General features: G+C 55.8%; 14 protein-coding genes. 11 read left to right on the top strand and 3 right to left on the bottom strand.

Annotation, left to right across the window (positions count from 1 at the left end; genetic code table 11):
* Positions 1 to 72 precede the first annotated feature (72 nt).
* A complete protein-coding gene (locus ACT3RQ_RS09015) occupies positions 73 to 2,067 on the top strand; it encodes a RecQ family ATP-dependent DNA helicase (protein WP_444639769.1) in 1,995 nt (664 codons plus the stop codon).
* Here the strand turns inward: ACT3RQ_RS09015 and ACT3RQ_RS09010 are convergent.
* Positions 2,058 to 3,173 (bottom strand): metallophosphoesterase, encoded by a 1,116-nt coding sequence (locus tag ACT3RQ_RS09010; protein WP_444639771.1) that lies wholly within the window; start codon positions 3,171 to 3,173, stop codon positions 2,058 to 2,060. The two genes, ACT3RQ_RS09015 and ACT3RQ_RS09010, sit on opposite strands and share 10 nt — an antisense overlap.
* Positions 3,174 to 3,321: 148 nt before the next feature.
* Entirely contained in the window at positions 3,322 to 4,272 is a 951-nt protein-coding gene (locus ACT3RQ_RS09005; protein WP_444639772.1) for a LysR substrate-binding domain-containing protein, read from the bottom strand.
* Positions 4,273 to 4,445: 173 nt separating this feature from the next.
* Between ACT3RQ_RS09005 and ACT3RQ_RS09000 the strand changes: the two genes are divergently transcribed.
* The 4 genes from ACT3RQ_RS09000 (at position 4,446) to ACT3RQ_RS08985 (ending at position 8,385) form a co-directional block, all read left to right on the top strand.
* The gene (locus tag ACT3RQ_RS09000) at positions 4,446 to 5,504 is read left to right on the top strand and encodes an SDR family oxidoreductase (protein WP_444639773.1); all 1,059 of its coding nucleotides are present in this window, start codon (positions 4,446 to 4,448) and stop codon (positions 5,502 to 5,504) included.
* A 603-nt stretch (positions 5,505 to 6,107) separates the two neighbouring features.
* Positions 6,108 to 6,884, top strand: coding sequence for an amino acid ABC transporter substrate-binding protein (locus ACT3RQ_RS08995; protein ID WP_444639775.1), 777 nt, complete (start codon positions 6,108 to 6,110; stop codon positions 6,882 to 6,884).
* A gap of 80 nt (positions 6,885 to 6,964) precedes the next feature.
* Positions 6,965 to 7,633, top strand: a complete 669-nt coding sequence (locus ACT3RQ_RS08990; RefSeq protein ID WP_172118967.1) for an amino acid ABC transporter permease — start codon at positions 6,965 to 6,967, stop codon at positions 7,631 to 7,633.
* Positions 7,630 to 8,385 carry an amino acid ABC transporter ATP-binding protein gene (locus ACT3RQ_RS08985; RefSeq protein WP_427389997.1) on the top strand — a complete coding sequence of 252 codons (756 nt, stop codon included), beginning with the start codon at positions 7,630 to 7,632 and terminating at the stop codon, positions 8,383 to 8,385. Before ACT3RQ_RS08990 ends, ACT3RQ_RS08985 begins: the two co-directional genes overlap by 4 nt.
* Before the next feature lie 38 nt (positions 8,386 to 8,423).
* Here the strand turns inward: ACT3RQ_RS08985 and cls are convergent, their stop codons facing one another.
* Positions 8,424 to 9,878, bottom strand: coding sequence for a cardiolipin synthase (gene cls / locus ACT3RQ_RS08980; RefSeq protein ID WP_444639777.1), 1,455 nt, complete (start codon positions 9,876 to 9,878; stop codon positions 8,424 to 8,426).
* 517 nt (positions 9,879 to 10,395) lie between these two features.
* On the opposite strand from cls, the gene rpsT reads away from it, so the two are divergent.
* The 6 genes from rpsT (at position 10,396) to fkpB (ending at position 17,508) form a co-directional block, all read left to right on the top strand.
* The gene (gene rpsT / locus ACT3RQ_RS08975) at positions 10,396 to 10,662 is read left to right on the top strand and encodes a 30S ribosomal protein S20 (RefSeq protein WP_009097974.1); all 267 of its coding nucleotides are present in this window, start codon (positions 10,396 to 10,398) and stop codon (positions 10,660 to 10,662) included.
* 109 nt (positions 10,663 to 10,771) lie between these two features.
* Positions 10,772 to 12,361, top strand: coding sequence for a murein biosynthesis integral membrane protein MurJ (gene murJ, locus ACT3RQ_RS08970; RefSeq protein WP_444639779.1), 1,590 nt, complete (start codon positions 10,772 to 10,774; stop codon positions 12,359 to 12,361).
* 160 nt (positions 12,362 to 12,521) lie between these two features.
* On the top strand, positions 12,522 to 13,619 hold the full coding sequence (gene ribF / locus ACT3RQ_RS08965) for a bifunctional riboflavin kinase/FAD synthetase (protein WP_444680350.1): 1,098 nt from the start codon (positions 12,522 to 12,524) through the stop codon (positions 13,617 to 13,619).
* Positions 13,603 to 16,458: an isoleucine--tRNA ligase gene (gene ileS, locus ACT3RQ_RS08960; protein WP_444680349.1), complete on the top strand. Its 2,856-nt coding sequence runs from the start codon at positions 13,603 to 13,605 to the stop codon at positions 16,456 to 16,458. Before ribF ends, ileS begins: the two co-directional genes overlap by 17 nt.
* Positions 16,451 to 16,981, top strand: coding sequence for a signal peptidase II (gene lspA / locus ACT3RQ_RS08955; protein WP_172118960.1), 531 nt, complete (start codon positions 16,451 to 16,453; stop codon positions 16,979 to 16,981). The genes ileS and lspA overlap by 8 nt, the downstream gene beginning before the upstream one ends.
* Positions 16,982 to 17,061: 80 nt before the next feature.
* Positions 17,062 to 17,508 carry an FKBP-type peptidyl-prolyl cis-trans isomerase gene (fkpB, locus tag ACT3RQ_RS08950; RefSeq protein ID WP_172118959.1) on the top strand — a complete coding sequence of 149 codons (447 nt, stop codon included), beginning with the start codon at positions 17,062 to 17,064 and terminating at the stop codon, positions 17,506 to 17,508.
* Positions 17,509 to 17,561: the final 53 nt, after the last annotated feature.

The raw sequence follows: 17,561 nt of genomic DNA, 5'->3' as shown, positions 1-17,561 counted from the left end.
TGAGCAGAGCAGATGGCTAATTCAGGCTGAAAAGCCGCCGCTTATTCCAGTACGTCACCATCAGGAAGCTATATGTCCTCACCGACGCCGCAACAAACGCTGAAAGACGTATTCGGTTTTGATGACTTTCGCGGCGGCCAGCAGGCCGTGGTCTCCCGGGTGTTAAAGGGCCACTCCACGGCGGCTATCTTCGCCACCGGTGCGGGGAAGTCACTGTGTTACCAGCTGCCCGCGCTGCATCTACCCCATTTAACGCTGGTGGTGTCGCCGCTTTTAGCGCTGATGCAGGACCAGCTGGCCTTTTTAACCCGGCATGGCGTGGCGGCGGCCACTATTGATTCTACCCAGAGCCGCGACACCGTGCGTGATGTGATGGAGCGCGCCAGAAGCGGCGAGTTGAAGATTCTCATGGTGTCGGTGGAGCGGCTCAAGAACGAGCGTTTCCGGAATTTTCTGCGCCAGGTAAATATTTCGCTGTTAGTGGTCGATGAAGCCCACTGCCTGTCTGAATGGGGGCATAACTTTCGCCCGGACTATCTCAAGTTACCCGAGTACCAGCGCGAGTTCGCAATCCCTCAAGTGTTGCTGCTGACCGCCACGGCCACGCCTGCGGTGATCGCCGACATGGGCGAGAAATTCGCCATTGATCCAAACAATGTGATTACCTCCGGCTTCTACCGGCCCAATCTTGAATTACTGGTGCACCCAGTGGCGGGTAGCCGCCAGCAGCATCTGGTTGATTGGCTAAAACCCCAAATGCAGCCGGGCAATGAAGCGCCCAGCATCATTTATGTCACCTTGCAGCAAACTGCTGAACAGGTAGCCAGCGCCTTGGTTGCCCAGGGAATCAACGCTCAGGCGTATCACGCGGGGCTGGATTCATCGCGCCGGGATGAGATTCAGCGCCAGTTTATGAGCGGGGAGTCGCCGTGCATCGTGGCTACCATTGCGTTTGGCATGGGCATCGACAAAGGCAATATTCGCAACGTCGTGCACTTTGACCTGCCCAAATCCATCGAGAACTATAGCCAGGAGATCGGCCGGGCAGGGCGCGATGGCTTACCTTCCACTTGCCTGACCATGGCAGGGCGCGATGGCCTGCGCGTGCTGGAAAACTTTGTGTATGGCGATACGCCGGAATACGTGGGCATTGTGCGCTTGCTTGAGGAGATCGCCGCCGCCGGTGCGACGCCCGAGCGCCAATGGGAAGTGCTGCTCAATGTGTTGTCACGCGATACCAATATTCGCCTGCTGCCGCTGAAAACCCTGCTCGTACGGCTGGAAATGCACGGCATTATTGCACCGCGCTTTGCCTTTCTGGCGGAATACCGGCTGCGTTATCACACTGAGCCCGAGGCGCTGGTCGCGCGCTTTCAAGGCGAACGGGCGATCTTTGTCCGCCTGCTGGTCGACAACATCCCCATCGCTCGCACTTGGGGGAGCGTGGATTTTGAACGGCTACATGCGGCTGGGCAGGCGCAGCAGATTGATGCCTCCCGCGCCCGCGTGATCACCGCTCTTGAGTACTTTCAGGACAAAGGCTGGCTGACGCTGGAAGGCAAACGAATGACCGATGTGTATGACGTTCGCCAGCCGGCATTCAGCCTTGAGAGGCTGGCGAGCCAGCTATATGACGAGTGTTTAGTGCGCGAGCAAAGCGAGATTGAGCGGCTACAAGCGATGCTGGCGCTCTTTGAGTCCGATACATGCCTGACTCGGCGTTTAACCGAGCACTTTGGCGATACCACGTTAAGCGCAAACGACGACAGCCGGTGCGGGCACTGCTCGGTCTGCTATGGGCATCGCGTTCAACTGCCCGCCGCGCCGTCTTTACCGGCACTGGCAGACGCCGATTTCAGCCGTTACACCGCGCCCTTTATTGAGCGCCATACGGCGCAAACGGGCCAGCCTCCCAACAGCCAGCGGCTAGCCCATTTTTTGTGCGGCCTGAGTATGCCGGTGTTTACACCGCTCAAGGCGCGAAGCCTTGATGGCTTTGGCGTATTCGAACAGCGCGCCTACCCTGAAATACGGCAGTGGGCCCTTACCCTTGGCGCTTACCCCTGACGCAGCGTAATGCGGGTGAGTTCTGAAGGCTTGCCTAAGCGCAGTGCAAAGCCAGGCCAGAGGCCGGTACCGTTATTGACGTAAAGCGTCATTCCGTCAACATCGTAAAAGCCCGAGACAAAGCCGTTATTGGCCAAGGCCACAATACGATCAAACCCCCAAATCATGCCGCCGTGGGTGTGGCCGGAAAGCTGCACATCAACCCCAGCGGCAGCTGCCCTGGCGGCATCAAAAGGCTGGTGGTCGAGCAGGATAATCGGCGCGCTAGCGGGGGCGCCTGCGATTGCTTCGTCTACATCCGGTGCAGGCCAGCCGGTGCGCGGCGCCCTTAAATCGGTGATGCCAGCAAGTACCAGGTGGGCGTCGTCTCGTGTGATCACAGCATGTTGATTGGCCAGCGTCTGCATACCAAGTGATTGGTAATGTGCCATCCACTGCTCGTACCCAAAGTAATATTCATGGTTGCCGGGGCTTGCATAAACGCCATCCGGCGCCGAAAGCGCTTGAAGCGGTGCTACATCCATCCGTCGGGTTTCAAGGTCGCCGTCGATCAGGTCGCCGGTAATCACGATTAAATCAGGTGCCAAGGCGTTGGTTTTGGTGACCACTGCTTTAACCCATGGCGCCTCAAATAACCGGCTGATATGCAGGTCGGTTAAATGAATAATTTGATACCCGTCAAACTGCGTGGGCAGCCCTGTAATGGTTACTTCAACCTCCTTCATGGGCGGTACGCGTACTGCCTGGTTGACCCCAAAGGCTGCGATTGCCAGCGCGATGATCCCGATCGCATAACGTAACGAGGCTGGGATTTTAAGTCGCCGCCTTTTTGCTGCCATTAAAAGAAGTGTTACCGCATCAACGATGAGTTGTAACAGCGCCAGGAAAAGAACGGTGCCGAACAGCCAGTTGATCATCAGCACCATACTTCTGGGTACCTCGGGGGAAAACATGCTGCCAAAGGCCAAAAACGTCAGCAGGTGATGCTGTGACACGAGCAGCAGTAACGCGCTAAGGGCAATCTTGACCCATAACGGCCAACGCAGCGGTGCCAGAAAACGGACAATAACCATCAGGCAGGGTATGGCAACGATGAAGTGAAACATCAAAAGGAACTCGTATAAGAGAGTGGGCGTAGTTATATAGATAAACGACTAAATTAGCTATTCATCAAGAAGGTGTGAAAATCGCGTGGTTCAACGCTACGTGCATTCGCTAAGCGCTTTCGATACGTACGTTCGCTAAGTGTTGCCACTAAGTACGTTCATCGGGCAGGCGTCTTTCGCGCCAGTTATCCCACGCGGGAGCTGGACCCACCATGTCAAACAGATGATCCAAAAAGGCGCTTACCTTTCGCGTATGCAGGCGACGCTGTGCGTACAGTACATGAATATCGCGCCTGCCGGGGGCCACCTCGCAGCGCCACGCTTCAAGCACGGGTAGCAGTTTTCCCGAGGCCAATTCATCGGCGATTAGCCAAGTCGGAAACATGACAAGCCCGTGCCCCATGAGCGCTGCTTGTACCAGGCTTTCGGCATCATTGCTACAAAGCGGGCCATCCACCTTGCAGGTCAGCGGTTGGCGCTGTTCGGGGTGGTGGAAGTACCAGCGCTGGCGACCCATTTCACCCTGGTAAAGTAGGCAGCTGTGCTGAGCCAGGTCATCAGGCGTATTCGGCGTGCCTGCATTGTGCAAATAGCTCGGCGCGGCGGCCACCACGTAATTCATCGGGGCCAAGCGGCGTGCCACCAGCGTAGTGTCAGCAAGCTCACCTACGCGAAAGGTGATATCAATGCCCTCGCGTACTGGGTCAGTGAGTTGATCGGTCAGCATTAACTCGACGTTGACCGCCGGGTAGCGCCGCTGAAAGCGATGCAGAATAGGCATGATTTGACGCTGACCAAAGGCGACCGGCGCGTTTAAGCGCAGCACACCGGAAGGCTCAGCATTTGGCGCTGTCAGCGCTTCGGTCGCCAGGTCGAGCTGTTCAAGGATGCCTCGCACGTCTTGATAGTAGCGCTCACCGGCTTCGGTCAGCGTCACTGCCCGCGTGTGCCGATAGAGCAGTTGCTGACCCAACGCTTCTTCCAGGGACGCAATTTGGCGCGAGATAGACGACACCGCGCGATGAAAATGACGAGCCGTGGCGGTAAAGCTGCCGGTCGCGGCAACGCGCTCGAAAACGCGTAATGCATTGAGATCCATTGAGTTGCGCCTACAGCAATAAAGATTTGCGGTTTTTCCAATTGTAGCAACTTTGGCTGCTGTCCAGAATAAGCCTCAACCGATACGAGCCCAGCGTTCGTCGATTTTAGAACTCACTTTGTCAACACTTGCTGGATTGATGCGAGTTATCTCATTTGGATAAGGAGTCAATAATGCGTAAAGGCAACGCGCTTGTCGTAGGCGCGACAGGAATCACTGGCGGTAACCTGGCAAGCTATCTTAATGCCAGCGGCTGGACTGTTTATGGTTTATCACGCCGCGCCACTACCCAGACCGGTGTTATCCCTGTTGCCGTTGATCTGTTGGATCGCGAAGCGACCGAGAAAGCTCTGGCCGATTTACCCATCACGCACGTGTTCTACTGCACCTGGATCAAGCGCGATAGCGAAAAGGCCAATGTCGAGGCCAACAGCGCGATGATGCAGAACCTGCTGGATGCCTTGCAGGGCGCGAAAATTAAGCATGTCTCGCTGGTAACTGGCACCAAGCAGTACCTGGGGTCTTTTGAGAGCTACGGCAGCGGCAAGACCGAAACGCCATTTCGCGAATCCGCGCCGCGCGTACCGGGTGAGAACTTCTACTACGCCCTTGAAGACACCCTGTTCGCCACCGCCGAACGTGACGGCTTCAACTGGAACGTGCACCGCCCACATACCGTGATCGGCTATGCCTTGGGTAACGCCATGAACATGGGCGTGACGCTGGCGGTTTACGCGTCTATCTGCAAAGCAACCGGCAAGCCGTTTACCTTTCCAGGCTCGCAGACTCAGTGGAATTCACTGACCGACCTGACCGATGCGCTGGTGCTAGCGCGTCAACTGGAGTGGGCGGCCACTACCCCGGGGGCGCACAACGAAGCGTTCAACACCGTTAACGGTGACGTTTTCCGCTGGCGCCGGATGTGGCGTGAAATAGGCGAGTTCTTCGAACTGGAGGTGACCGATTGCTCGGAAACGCCGCTGCCGCTGGAAACACAAATGGCCGATAGCGCGCCAATCTGGGCCGACATTGCTGAAAAGCATGACCTTGTTGAAGCCGATGTGACCAAGCTAGCTTCCTGGTGGCACTCTGATGCCGACCTTGGTCGTGAGCTTGAGTGCGTTAACGATGTGACCAAGTCACGCGATTTCGGCTTTGACCACTTCCGCGAAACCCGTGGCGCGTTTTTTGATCTGTTCACCCGCCTGCGCGCAGAACGTATTATTCCTTGAGTCATACCGCTTTCAGAAAAATCGCCACCGGGGTGCCTAATGGCACCCCGTTTTGCATTGCTACCCCTAAGCACATTCTTGGGTGTACTAGATCAAGTGCGGTGATGATAAAGTTTCTTCGTCTTCATGTGGATTTGGCCTGATCTAACAGGCGGCCCACCGGGCTGCTAATCAGCTAGATCATGGGGATGAAGTTAGCCACGTGCGTGGGCCCGAGTTGCTTTGACCGGCCTGATCCCGTGCGCTTATCCGCCGGGCAGCATGCCCGCCGAAGAGGCGTTTTTCGACGCTGATCATATCGTGAGTGGCGCCAGCCAGCTTCGCGTAAAACCTTCAGGGATATTACTGGCGGTTAATGCCCGTTATGACTGCACTATTAAGCGTGGTGGTAATTTGTAGCTACCTTTCTATTAGTGCCTGCTATCAAACACGTAGCGCAGAGTGGTTTCGCTTGCTGGACTCTAATAACCTTAATGAATAAAAACTATTTTTAATATTCTTTTTTGTGTTTATGATGTGCATGTAACGGCTACGCTGTCTTTACGCCTGCCACGCCTACACTCTGCAACAGGCAAATGATCTTTGCCGATGAGGATGCTTCTGATGACTCGATCACGTCGTTTAAACACGTTAGTCGCCGCGCTTACCTTCAGTGTGGCAGGTGGTTTTGCTGCGGTTCAGGCCCAGGCAGATACGCTGCGAGTGGGCATGTCGGGCGGCTATTTCCCGTTTACCTTTGTGGAGCGCGACGAACTCAAGGGCTTTGAGGTCGATGTCATGAACGCGGTGGGGGAGGTCACCGGTGATGATGTCGAGTTTGTAACGGCGAGTTTTTCGGGACTAGCAGGCATGTTGGATTCTGGGCGCATCGACACTATTGCCAACCAGATAACGATAACGCCGGAGCGTGAAGCTAAATATGTGTTTACGGCGCCCTATGTGTATGACGGTGCGCAGGTCGTTGTCCGGAAGGGTAATGATGCTATTAACGGCGTTGAGGATCTTTCCGGTAAATCGGTTGCGGTTAACCTGGGTTCCAACTACGAGCAGTTGTTACGCGAGCTGCCGAACGCCGACGACATTGATATCCGCACCTACGAATCCAACGTAGAGCAGGACGTAGCATTGGGGCGCACCAATGCCTTTATCATGGACCGCGTTAGTGCGACTCAGGTGATTAAGGAGCGCGGTTTGCCGTTGGAACTGGCGGGCCAACCCTTCACCGTTATCGAGAATGCGCTGCCGTTTCGTGACAACGAGGCAGGCAATGCCCAGCGCGACCGTGTGGATGAAGCGTTAACTGAGCTTCGCGATAACGGCACGCTGCGTGAAATTTCCGAAAAATGGTTTGATACCGATATCACGCAGCAGCCGGAATAACCGCTACGCTGTAAACGGAAGCCTGTATTGAACGCGGCCGTGGGTAATCCACGGCCGTTTTGCTTATAAGCGATGCTGACATGCTAAACCTGGATTATATGTGGGGGCTGTTACCGGTCCTTTTAAGCTATGTGCCGCTCACGCTTGAAATGGCGACCCTCGCCATGCTGCTGGCGCTGGTGCTTGCCTGTCTTCTGGCCGTGATTCGCGTGACCCGTGTGCCGGTGTTGAACGGCTTTTCGCTGCTGTTTATCTCGTTTTTCCGCGGCACACCGCTGTTGGTTCAGCTTTTTCTGTTCTATTACGGACTGCCCCAACTGGTGGAGGCGTTGGTGTCGATTAACGGCATAACCGCTGCTGTAATGGGCCTGACGCTGCACTTTTCCGCTTATATGGCTGAGTCTATTCGGGCGGCCATTGTGGGGATTGACCGCAGCCAGACAGAAGCAGCGCTCTCTATCGGCATGACGCAGTCGCAGCTAATGCGGCGTATTATTCTCCCTCAGGCGACCCGTGTGGCGACGCCCACGTTGATGAACTACTTCATTGATATCATCAAGGCGACGTCGCTGGCCTTTACGCTAGGTGTTACGGAGCTGATGGGGGCCACACAAAAAGAGGCCGCCAGTAGCTTTCTCTATCTGGAGGCTTTTTTACTCGCGGCGATGATTTACTGGGTCATAGTGGAAATTCTCTCCTGGGGGCAGCGTCGCCTGGAAATTTACCTGAATAAGGCGTACCAACGATGATCTCGCTTGAGGCCGTTACCAAGCGCTTTGGTAAACAAGATGTATTCACCGACATTGATTTGTCGCTTGAGCGGGGCGAGATTATTGTCATCATTGGCCCTTCAGGCACGGGTAAGTCAACGCTATTACGCTGCATTAACTTTTTAGAGCGACCTGAGTCTGGGCGTATTACCGTCGGCGATGTGCGCGTGGATGCGCAGCAGGCGAGCCGTGCCGATATTTTAAAGCTGCGTCGGCGTACCGCATTTGTCTTTCAAAACTATGGTTTGTTTGCCAACAAAACGGCGCTTGAGAACATCAGCGAGGGCATGATCGTCGTTGATAAAATTCCCAGGGAAAAGGCCCATGCCCGCGCCCGAGAAATTCTTGAGCGGATCGGGCTTTCAGATAAAGCCGATGCTTACCCGGCAGCGCTTTCTGGCGGGCAGCAGCAGCGTATCGGCATTGGCCGCGCCATGGCCGCGAACGCCGATGTCATTCTGTTTGATGAGCCCACGTCATCGCTGGACCCGCAATGGGTGGAGGAAGTGCTGAGCCTGATGAAGCAACTTGCCGCCGAGCAGCAAACCATGATTATCGTTACCCACGAGATGCAGTTTGCGCGTGACGTAGCGGATCGCGTGATATTTATGGATGAAGGGCAAATTATTGAACAAGCACCGCCCGAGGAGCTGTTCACCGCCCCCAAGGACCCGCGCACGCAGCATTTTCTGCGCAAAATCCTTGCCCCAACAGGCCAGCCGCTGCCTTAAAGCGTGCTGCTATTAGTGGTAGCCGCTATCTTTCATGATTACATCACTGGGCTGAAAATGGTGGCAACGTTATCGCCGATGCGGCGTAACAACGAGCGATGAATGACCTGGTCGGGGACCACTTCATTGGCATCGGAAAGCCACGCGTTTTGGCGTTCTCTAATGCTTTTCGCTACGTCGGGGGAGTGCAGTAGAATATTATTCTCGAAATTAAGTTCAAGGCTGCGCCGGTCCATGTTCGCCGAGCCGACTAGCGCCACTGCTTCATCCACCACCAGTGTTTTTGCATGTAAAAGGCCACCACGAAATTCGAATATCTTCACGCCAGCGGCAACAAGCTGCGCGTAATAGGCTTTGCTGATGGCGCCTACCACAAAGGAGTCGTTGCGCTGGGGCAGGATGAGCGTGGTTTGAACGCCGCGCCTGGCGCAGCCAATCAGCGCCGAAAGCAACGAGGCGTCCGGAACAAAGTAGGGGTTCGAAATCACGACTTCATGCTGGGCGCAGTGTAGAAGGCTGGCGAACACATCCGACATGGCGCCTTTAGGTGACAGCGGCCCGGTGCCAAAGGCAATAGCCGCGCTGGCGCTGTTCATGGCTTCCGTGCTGGTTTCTGTGCAGGATGGCGGTACTTCCCAGGCAACATCAAGGTGCTCGTTGGATTCGATCAACCAGTTGGCCGCAAACAGCAACTGGTTTTGCATCACTACTGGCCCCTCGAAACGCAGCATGATATCTACCCACGGCGCATACTTCGCCTTGACACGAAACTCGGGGTCGGCGCAGTTCTGGCTTCCGCAGTAGGTTAGGCGGTTATCCACCACGACGATCTTGCGATGGTTTCTAAGGTCTGCGCGGTTTCCAAGCAGTGCGTCAAGCCCAAAAGAGACCTTCAGCGATACGCACAGTTGAACACCGGCGGCTTTCATTGCGGCCCAGTGCTCTGAACGGGTAAGTGCTCGCGAACCAATACCGTCCACAATGATGCGGCATGTCACGCCACGTTCAGCCGCGCGCTTAACGGCCTCTACAATCTTGAGCCCGTTGTTGTCAGTAAGCCAAATATAAAAGGAGATATGAATGCTCTCCTTGGCGGCATCGAAATCTTCCACCATCGCGTCGATCGCTGCATTGGAGTCGGCGGTTAACATGGCGGTGTTGTGGTTAGTGACGCCGCTATGCGCCAGATGCTCACAGGCGCGAAAGGCGGGCCGAAAACGGTCTGGTACATGCTCCAGAGCCGATGTTTTCCCTATGTTATAGGCTTTTACCAACCGTGTGACGGTGCCAATTGCTTTGCGTCGTGACCGGCGCGATATCCAGGGTTCGCCAAGTAGCAGGTAAGCTATGATGCCTAAACCAGGTAGAAACGAGAGAATCAATATCCATGCGGCTCGGGAGGCGGGCTCTTTGCCCTCTACCGTCAGCACGCGGATCACCAGGGCGACGTAGGCCAGCATATGAGCGGCAAACCAAAGAGAAAAATCCGACATAGTGAGTCCGTCTTTAATAGTGAAGTTGTTCGAGAGTCTGACTATCCCTGAACGCCATAGGGCCTCCATTAGTAGCCACGGGGGCCGTGCGGCTAACGCAGGCCTCAGAGATAAACAAGCTAGCGGATCGGCCGCCAAAGAACGCCGCTGCAAACACCGGTTTTTTATATTTAATAGCAATAATGTAGAAGATGCTGGGCAAAGTCCATGTCGCTTCTTTTGAGAGCGCCTTGTAAACCATTCGGTTGGCCGGCTGATGCAATAAAACATTGACAACGTGTGGCAAGCAAGAATAGTGCGTGATAGACTACGCCATCCTCTCAGACAAGACCCGTGGGCGGGCAGGCAATTTGACTGCCGGTCACACTATTTGACAGAGCTTAAAGGCTTGTCGAATCAATTGGTTGTTAAGGAAAGTCGCGTTATGGGCAGCTTTTAGAGTGAACATGAGCGTGGCGAACACATAGTTAATCCGTTGCCGAATTTGCGGCAACCTTTATTCTCCAAGGAGATACCTGTGGCGAACAGCAAGCAAGCACGCAAGCGCGCCCGCCAGGCCGAGACTCGTCGCGTCCTGAAAGCCAGCCAGCGCAGCATGGTCCGCACCTATATCAAGCGTGTGATCAAAGCGATCAACACCGGCGACCACGGCAAGGCGATGGAAGAGTTCAAGGTAATGCAGCCGGTCGTTGACCGTATTGCTGATAAAGACGTGCTGTCCAAGAAGAAAGCAGCGCGCCTGAAAAGCCGTTTGAACAAGCGTATTAAGGCACTGGCGGCGTAAGCCGGCAGGCGCCATAAAAAAACCGGCTACGGCCGGTTTTTTTGTGTCTGATGGTTTTATCTAATGACTCTATGATGGGTATTGGCCATCCGCGCCTATGGATCCAAAAATGACCTCAAACACGCCGCCGAATGAAACTTCCGCCGCGCCTGGCGCGCCGCCACGCCGTGGGCTAATGCGCTCGGGGCTGGTGGTTAGCTCCATGACCATGCTTTCTCGCGTGATGGGCCTGATCCGTGATGTGGTGGTGGCGACGCTTTTGGGCGCCGGGAATGGTGCGGATGCCTTTTTTGTCGCTTTTAAAATCCCTAATTTTTTGCGGCGCCTGTTTGCTGAAGGTGCCTTTAACCAGGCCTTTGTGCCGGTGCTTTCCGAGTACTCGACCCAGCGCAGTAAGCAGGAAATTCGCGAGCTACTCAACGCCGTAGCCGGTAGTTTAACCGCGTTGCTGGCTTTGATTACCGCGCTTGCGATGCTGTGCGCGCCCTGGCTTATCTGGGTGTTTGCGCCCGGTTTTGGCAGTGACCCCGCCAAGCATGCCTTGACCGCCGATATGCTGCGCCTCACGTTTCCGTATTTGCTGCTGATCTCTCTCACGGCTTTTTCTGGCAGCGTGCTAAATACCTGGAACCGTTTTGCAGTGCCCGCCTTTACGCCGGTTTTGCTCAACCTGTCACTCATTGGCGCCGCGCTCTTTTTAATGCCGTTAATGGATGAGCCCGCCATGGCGCTGGCCTGGGGCGTGCTGATTGCAGGTGCTGCCCAGCTGATTTTTCAGGTGCCGTTTTTAATGCGTTTGGGCCTGATGCCCACGCCTTGGCCGAACTTCGCTCATGAAGGCGTTAAGCGCATTTTAAAGCTGATGGGCCCGGCGCTGTTTGGGGTCTCGGTCTCGCAAATTAACCTGCTGCTGGATACGGTGTTGGCGTCACTGCTGGTGGCGGGCAGTGTCTCCTGGCTTTACTACTCTGACCGCTTGGTAGAGCTGCCGCTCGGCGTCTTTGGTGTGGCGATAGCAACGGTGATATTACCCGCACTTTCCAAGCGCCACGCTGAACAGTCAAAGGCGCATTTTGCCGCCATGCTCGACTGGGCGATCCGGTTAGTGCTTTTGGTGGGCCTGCCTGCCGCACTGGCGTTGGCGGTATTGGCCGAGCCGCTATTGATCACGCTATTTCACTATGGCGCAATGACCGACCACGATATTCAGATGGCCGCGATGAGCCTGCGTGCCTATGCCTTTGGCCTGGTCGCCTTTATGCTGATTAAGGTATTGGCGCCTGGTTTTTTTGCCCGCCAGGACACCAAAACGCCAGTGAAGGTGGGTATTATCGCCATGGTCGCTAATATGGTGTTCAACCTGATGTTGGTTTGGCCGCTTGCCCATGCCGGGTTGGCGCTCGCCACGGCGCTGTCGGCATTTATGAACGCGGGTATGCTGGGAGTATTGCTGTACAGGCAGGGCGTGCTGGTTTTCCAGCCGGGCTGGGGTCGGTACGCGGTGCAACTATTGGGCGGTAGCGGTTTGATGTGTACTGCGCTTTATATGGTGTCGCCAGAGTGGCACGCGTGGCTTGCGTTTAGCCTGTGGCAGCGTGTTGCCTGGGTGGCCGGGCTGGTAGGTTTAGGGGGCGGGATTTATGTTGTCTGGCTTACCGCGCTGGGCCTGCGGCCACGGCATTTTAAAATGCAGAGCTAAACCCTACAGCGGCAATGCGTGGCCGAACGCTTAAAAGTCACGTTGAATCGGCAGAGAGTTAGACATATATCACGGCAGGTTCGCTATAATCAGAGCTTTTTAAGCTTCACCCAAACCCAACAAGGTTTGGGAGCGGCAAATTATTAACGGCTGAGGTGCCATGCGCGTCATTCGAGGACTGCACAATCTGGTAGCGGCACAGCGTGGCTGCGTCGCTACCATTGGAAATTTTGACGGTGTGCATCGTGGCCATCAGGCAATTTTGCAGCAGTGCCGCGAGCACGCTGCGCGCCTAAACGTGCCGCTAACCGTGGTCGTGTTTGAGCCCCAGCCGCGTGAGTATTTTGCCGGTGACCAGGCACCCCCACGGCTAACGCGCTTGCGTGAAAAGGTGCGTCTGTTGGGTCAGTACGGCGCTGAACAGGTGCTGTGCCTGCCGTTTAATAATGCCCTTAGAAGCCTGACCGGGCGCGAATTTATTGATCAGGTGCTGATCGAAGGGCTGGGTGTTAAACATCTGGTCGTTGGTGATGACTTCCGTTTTGGCTGTGACCGCCAGGGTGACTTTACGCTGCTGGCAGCGGTGGGCGAAGAGCAGGGCTTTGGGGTTGAACATACCCGCACCTTTACGGTTGAGAACGAGCGGGTTTCAAGCTCACGTGTGCGTACCTTGCTTGCCAGCGGTAACTTTGCCGCAGCGGCCAATCTGTTAGGGCGGGCGTATTCGCTGGATGGGCGTGTGGTACGTGACCAGCAGCTTGGCCGCACCATTGGTGTGCCCACGGCGAACCTGCCCCTGCTGCCTCAGCCCTTAACGTTGCGCGGTGTCTATGCCGTTGGGGTGACGCTTGAAAACGGCCAACGCTACCACGGAATTGCTAACGTTGGCTTTCGGCCGACGGTTGGCTCCAGGCGGCCCACACTGGAAGTCAACCTGTTTGACTTTGACGGTGACCTCTACGACAAACGCATGACGGTATTTCCCTGTGCGCGGCTTCGTGGGGAAGTGAAATTCGACAACTTTGATGCGCTAAAAGCGCAAATTGAGCGCGATCAGAGCCAGGCACATCGCTACTTTGCGACGGCCGTCACTGACTGTCATAACGCGCTGCCGCTAGCCTCGGCCCCGCTTGGGCGTGAGGCTATGGCCTCCAAGGCTCAGGCTTCCAAGCCCCAGGTTTCCAAGACTCAGGTTTCCAAGACAATTTCTTCTGATCCTTCTTCGGCGGATGACGCTGCCGATGCTAACAACGGCTGACCGAACCATGGACTATAAGCACACGCTAAACTTGCCTGAAACCGACTTTCCTATGCGTGGTATGTTGCCCAAGCAGGAGCCGGGACGCGTTTCACGCTGGCAAGATATGAACCTGTACCAGCGCCTGCGCGAAGCGCGTGCTGGCGCACCGCTGTTTGTACTGCATGATGGCCCTCCCTACGCCAACGGCAGTATCCATATTGGTCACGCCGTTAATAAAATTTTAAAAGATATTATCGTTAAATCGAAATACCTGGCGGGCTTTGATGCGCCTTACGTGCCGGGCTGGGACTGCCATGGCCTGCCCATTGAGCACAAGGTAGAAACCACGCACGGTAAGCACCTGGCGCCTGCAAAAGCGCGTGAGCTATGCCGTGAGTACGCGGGCGCTCAGGTTGAAACACAGCTGGCTGATTTTGTGCGCTTGGGAATTATCGGCGATTGGAATCATCCCTACCGCACCATGGACTACGCCAATGAAGCAGGCGAGATTCGCGCACTGGCCGATATGGTCGAAGCGGGCTACGTCTTTAAGGGCCTGAAGCCGGTTAACTGGTGCTTTGACTGCGGTTCAGCTTTGGCTGAAGCGGAAGTCGAGTATCAAGACAAAAAGTCCGACGCGATTGATGTCGCCTTCCCGGTGGAAGATGCCGATAAGCTGGCCGCTGCGTTTGGCCTGAGCGAGCTGCCCAAACCGGCGGCGGTGGTGATCTGGACCACCACGCCCTGGACGATCCCTGCCAACCAGGCGCTGAACGTTCACCCCGAATTTACCTACGCGTTGGTCGATACCGGCGAGCGCCTGCTGCTGCTAGCCGAAGAACTGGTCGAAAGCTGCCTTGAACGCTTTGGTTTACAAGGCGAGGTCATCGCTACCACTCGCGGTGAAAAGCTAGACCTGATCAACTTCCGCCACCCGTTCTATGATCGCCTGTCGCCAGTTTACCTGGCCGATTACGTCGAGTCAGAAGTGGGCAGCACCGGTATCGTTCACTCCGCGCCTTCTTACGGCCTGGATGACTTTAATACCTGCCGCGCCCACGACATGAGCTTTGACGACATGCTGAACCCGGTACAGGGCAACGGCGTGTACGTTGATGACCTGCCGTTCTTTGGCGGCCAGATGATCTGGAAAGCCAACCCCAACATCGTCGCCAAGCTTGACGAAGTGGGTGCGCTGATGGCGCATAAGCCCATCGTGCACAGCTACATGCACTGCTGGCGCCATAAAACGCCGGTCATCTACCGCGCGACAGCCCAGTGGTTTGTGGGCATGGATATTCAGGGGAAAGACGGTAAAACCCTGCGTGAACGTGCGCTGGAAGGCATCGAGGCGACCCAGTTCACGCCCGCCTGGGGGCAGGCGCGTCTGCACAGCATGATCGCTAACCGCCCGGATTGGTGCATCTCGCGTCAGCGTAACTGGGGTGTGCCGATTCCGTTCTTCCTGCATAAGCAAACCGGCGAGCTGCATCCGCGCACCATTGAGCTGATGGAAGAAGTCGCTAAACGCGTGCAGGAGCAAGGCATTGATGCCTGGTTTAGCCTCGACGCTGCTGAGCTGCTGGGCGCGGAAGCCGCCGAATACGACAAGACGACTGATACGCTGGATGTCTGGTTTGACTCCGGCACCACGCACCGCCATGTGCTGCGTGGTTCGCATCCACATGGCCATGAAAGCGGCCCGCGAGCTGATTTGTATCTGGAAGGCTCTGACCAGCACCGCGGCTGGTTCCACTCGTCGCTACTGACCGGTTCAGCAATTGACGGTCACGCGCCGTATCGTCAGCTATTGACCCACGGCTTTACCGTCGATTCGCAAGGCCGTAAGCAGTCCAAGTCGTTGGGTAATGTCATCGCGCCGCAGTCGGTGATGGACAAGCTAGGTGCCGACATTCTACGTCTCTGGGTGGCCTCGACGGATTACTCCAATGAAATGGCCGTGTCGGATGAGATCCTCAAGCGTACAGCGGACGTGTATCGGCGTATTCGCAACACGTCGCGCTTTCTTTTGGCCAACCTGACCGGCTTTGACCCGGCGCGCGATATGGTGGCTTTTGAGGATATGATCGCTCTGGATCGTTGGGTCGTTGACCGCGCACTGCAGCTCCAGGAGCGCATTCAGAAAGCGTATGAAGAGTACCGCTTCCTGGATGTGTATCAGCAGGTGCATACGTTCTGCGCGCGCGACCTGGGTGGTTTCTATCTGGATATCATCAAGGATCGCCAGTACACCACGCAGGCTGATTCGCTGGCACGCCGCAGCTGTCAGAGCGCGCTCTATCATGTTATCGAGGCGCTTTCGCGTTGGGTCGCTCCGATTCTCTCCTTCACCGCTGAGGAGATTTACGAGCATATCCCGGGCAAACGTGGCGACAGCGTGCTGCTGGAAACCTACTATACCGACCTGAAGCCCCTTGATGCTGACGCCGAGATGGGGCGTGAATACTGGGAAGCAGTGCTAGAGGTCAAGCAGGCGGTGAATAAGCGCTTGGAAGAAGCGCGTAGCGAAGGAGCCATCAAAGGCTCGCTGGACAGCGAAGTCACCCTTTACGTCAGCGACGAACTCAATGTGTTGCTGTCACAACTGGGCGACGAGTTACGCTTTGTGCTGATTACCTCGGAAGCGACCCTCAAGCCGCTAGCGGATGCCGAGGCATCTGCCTATAGCGAGCTAGAAGGGCTCAAAGTAGCGGTGGTCGTCAGTGCGTTTGAGAAGTGCGAACGTAGCTGGGAGCGCCGCCCTGACGTAGGCACGCATCCTGAGCATCCCACGCTGTGCAAGCGTTCGATTCTTAACCTGCCGGATGGCCCGGGTGAGGTGCGTCACTATGCCTGAGTCGGTCTCGTCCAACGCGCGGCCGCCCATGCGCCAGCCGCTGCGCTGGCTGTGGTTGGCCGTTGCCGTGATTGTGCTGGATTTGGCCACCAAGGCGATTGCCAGCAGCCAGCTGGGGTATCTGCAGCCGGTAGAAGTGCTGCCGTTTTTTAACTTCACCTTAATGCATAACACGGGGGCGGCCTTTAGCTTTTTGGCTTCTCACCCTGGTTGGCAGCGCTGGTTTTTTGCGGTCATCGCGATTGGCGCAAGCGTGGGCTTAACCATCTGGCTTTCCCGTGTTAGAGCCGATGAAAAGCTGCTGGCCATTTCGCTTCCGCTGATTATCGGTGGGGCGCTTGGGAACCTCTATGACCGCCTGGTGCATGGCTACGTGGTCGATTTTTTATCGTTTCATGTGGCCGGTTGGTACTATCCCGCCTTTAACGTGGCAGACATCGGGATTACTCTGGGGGCCATTGGGTTGATTTGGGAGTCAGTGATGGGTGACCGGCGGCGCAAAAAAGCCCACTCAACGAAGTAACCCGCGACCTCTAACTCGGTTAGCATTAATCAGGCCCTGGTGGCAGTATGCCAGGGCCTTACCACATAGCGAGCAGTGTAATGAGTGATTACCTGATTGATGAGGGGATGGAAGTGACCCTGCACTTCACCCTGAAACTTGAAGATGGCACGGTAGTGGACTCTACCAAAGAGAAGGCACCGGCCACCTTTCAGTACGGTGACGGCAATTTGCCACCCGGCTTTGAGCACCCGATTAAAGGCATGACAACGGGCGAGACAGGTACTTTTCAGGTCTCTCCCGAGCATGCCTTTGGGCAGCACAATCCGCAAAATATCCAGACGTTAAAGCGCGCTGATTTTGGCGATGAAACGCCTGAAATTGGTATGGTGATGTCGTTTGCCGATAAAGCGGGAACGGAATTGCCTGGTGTGGTCAAAACCATTGAAGGCGACCGCGTCGAGGTGGATTTTAATCATCCGCTGGCGGGACGCACGTTAACCTTTGAGGTTGACGTACTGGATGTAAAACCGGTTACAACGCACTAGTCTTTAGCATTGGCTTTAGCATTAGCCGGGTTCTTATTCACTAAACGGTGCGG

This window comes from Halomonas sp. AOP43-D1-4 (assembly GCF_052446175.1).
GTDB lineage: Bacteria > Pseudomonadota > Gammaproteobacteria > Pseudomonadales > Halomonadaceae > Vreelandella > Vreelandella citrativorans.
Note: the sequence above shows the minus strand (reverse complement) of the source record. Positions and strands in the feature narration are given on the sequence as shown.

Coding starts and splice junctions, on each gene's coding strand:
- cls (WP_444639777.1), bottom strand. CDS start 9,878: ATGTCGGATTTTTCTCTTTGGTTTGCCGCTCATATGCTGGCCTACGTC.
- ACT3RQ_RS09000 (WP_444639773.1), top strand. CDS start 4,446: ATGCGTAAAGGCAACGCGCTTGTCGTAGGCGCGACAGGAATCACTGGC.
- murJ (WP_444639779.1), top strand. CDS start 10,772: ATGACCTCAAACACGCCGCCGAATGAAACTTCCGCCGCGCCTGGCGCG.
- ACT3RQ_RS09010 (WP_444639771.1), bottom strand. CDS start 3,173: ATGTTTCACTTCATCGTTGCCATACCCTGCCTGATGGTTATTGTCCGT.
- ileS (WP_444680349.1), top strand. CDS start 13,603: ATGCTAACAACGGCTGACCGAACCATGGACTATAAGCACACGCTAAAC.
- ribF (WP_444680350.1), top strand. CDS start 12,522: ATGCGCGTCATTCGAGGACTGCACAATCTGGTAGCGGCACAGCGTGGC.
- ACT3RQ_RS08985 (WP_427389997.1), top strand. CDS start 7,630: ATGATCTCGCTTGAGGCCGTTACCAAGCGCTTTGGTAAACAAGATGTA.
- ACT3RQ_RS09015 (WP_444639769.1), top strand. CDS start 73: ATGTCCTCACCGACGCCGCAACAAACGCTGAAAGACGTATTCGGTTTT.
- ACT3RQ_RS08990 (WP_172118967.1), top strand. CDS start 6,965: ATGCTAAACCTGGATTATATGTGGGGGCTGTTACCGGTCCTTTTAAGC.
- lspA (WP_172118960.1), top strand. CDS start 16,451: ATGCCTGAGTCGGTCTCGTCCAACGCGCGGCCGCCCATGCGCCAGCCG.
- ACT3RQ_RS08995 (WP_444639775.1), top strand. CDS start 6,108: ATGACTCGATCACGTCGTTTAAACACGTTAGTCGCCGCGCTTACCTTC.
- ACT3RQ_RS09005 (WP_444639772.1), bottom strand. CDS start 4,272: ATGGATCTCAATGCATTACGCGTTTTCGAGCGCGTTGCCGCGACCGGC.
- fkpB (WP_172118959.1), top strand. CDS start 17,062: ATGAGTGATTACCTGATTGATGAGGGGATGGAAGTGACCCTGCACTTC.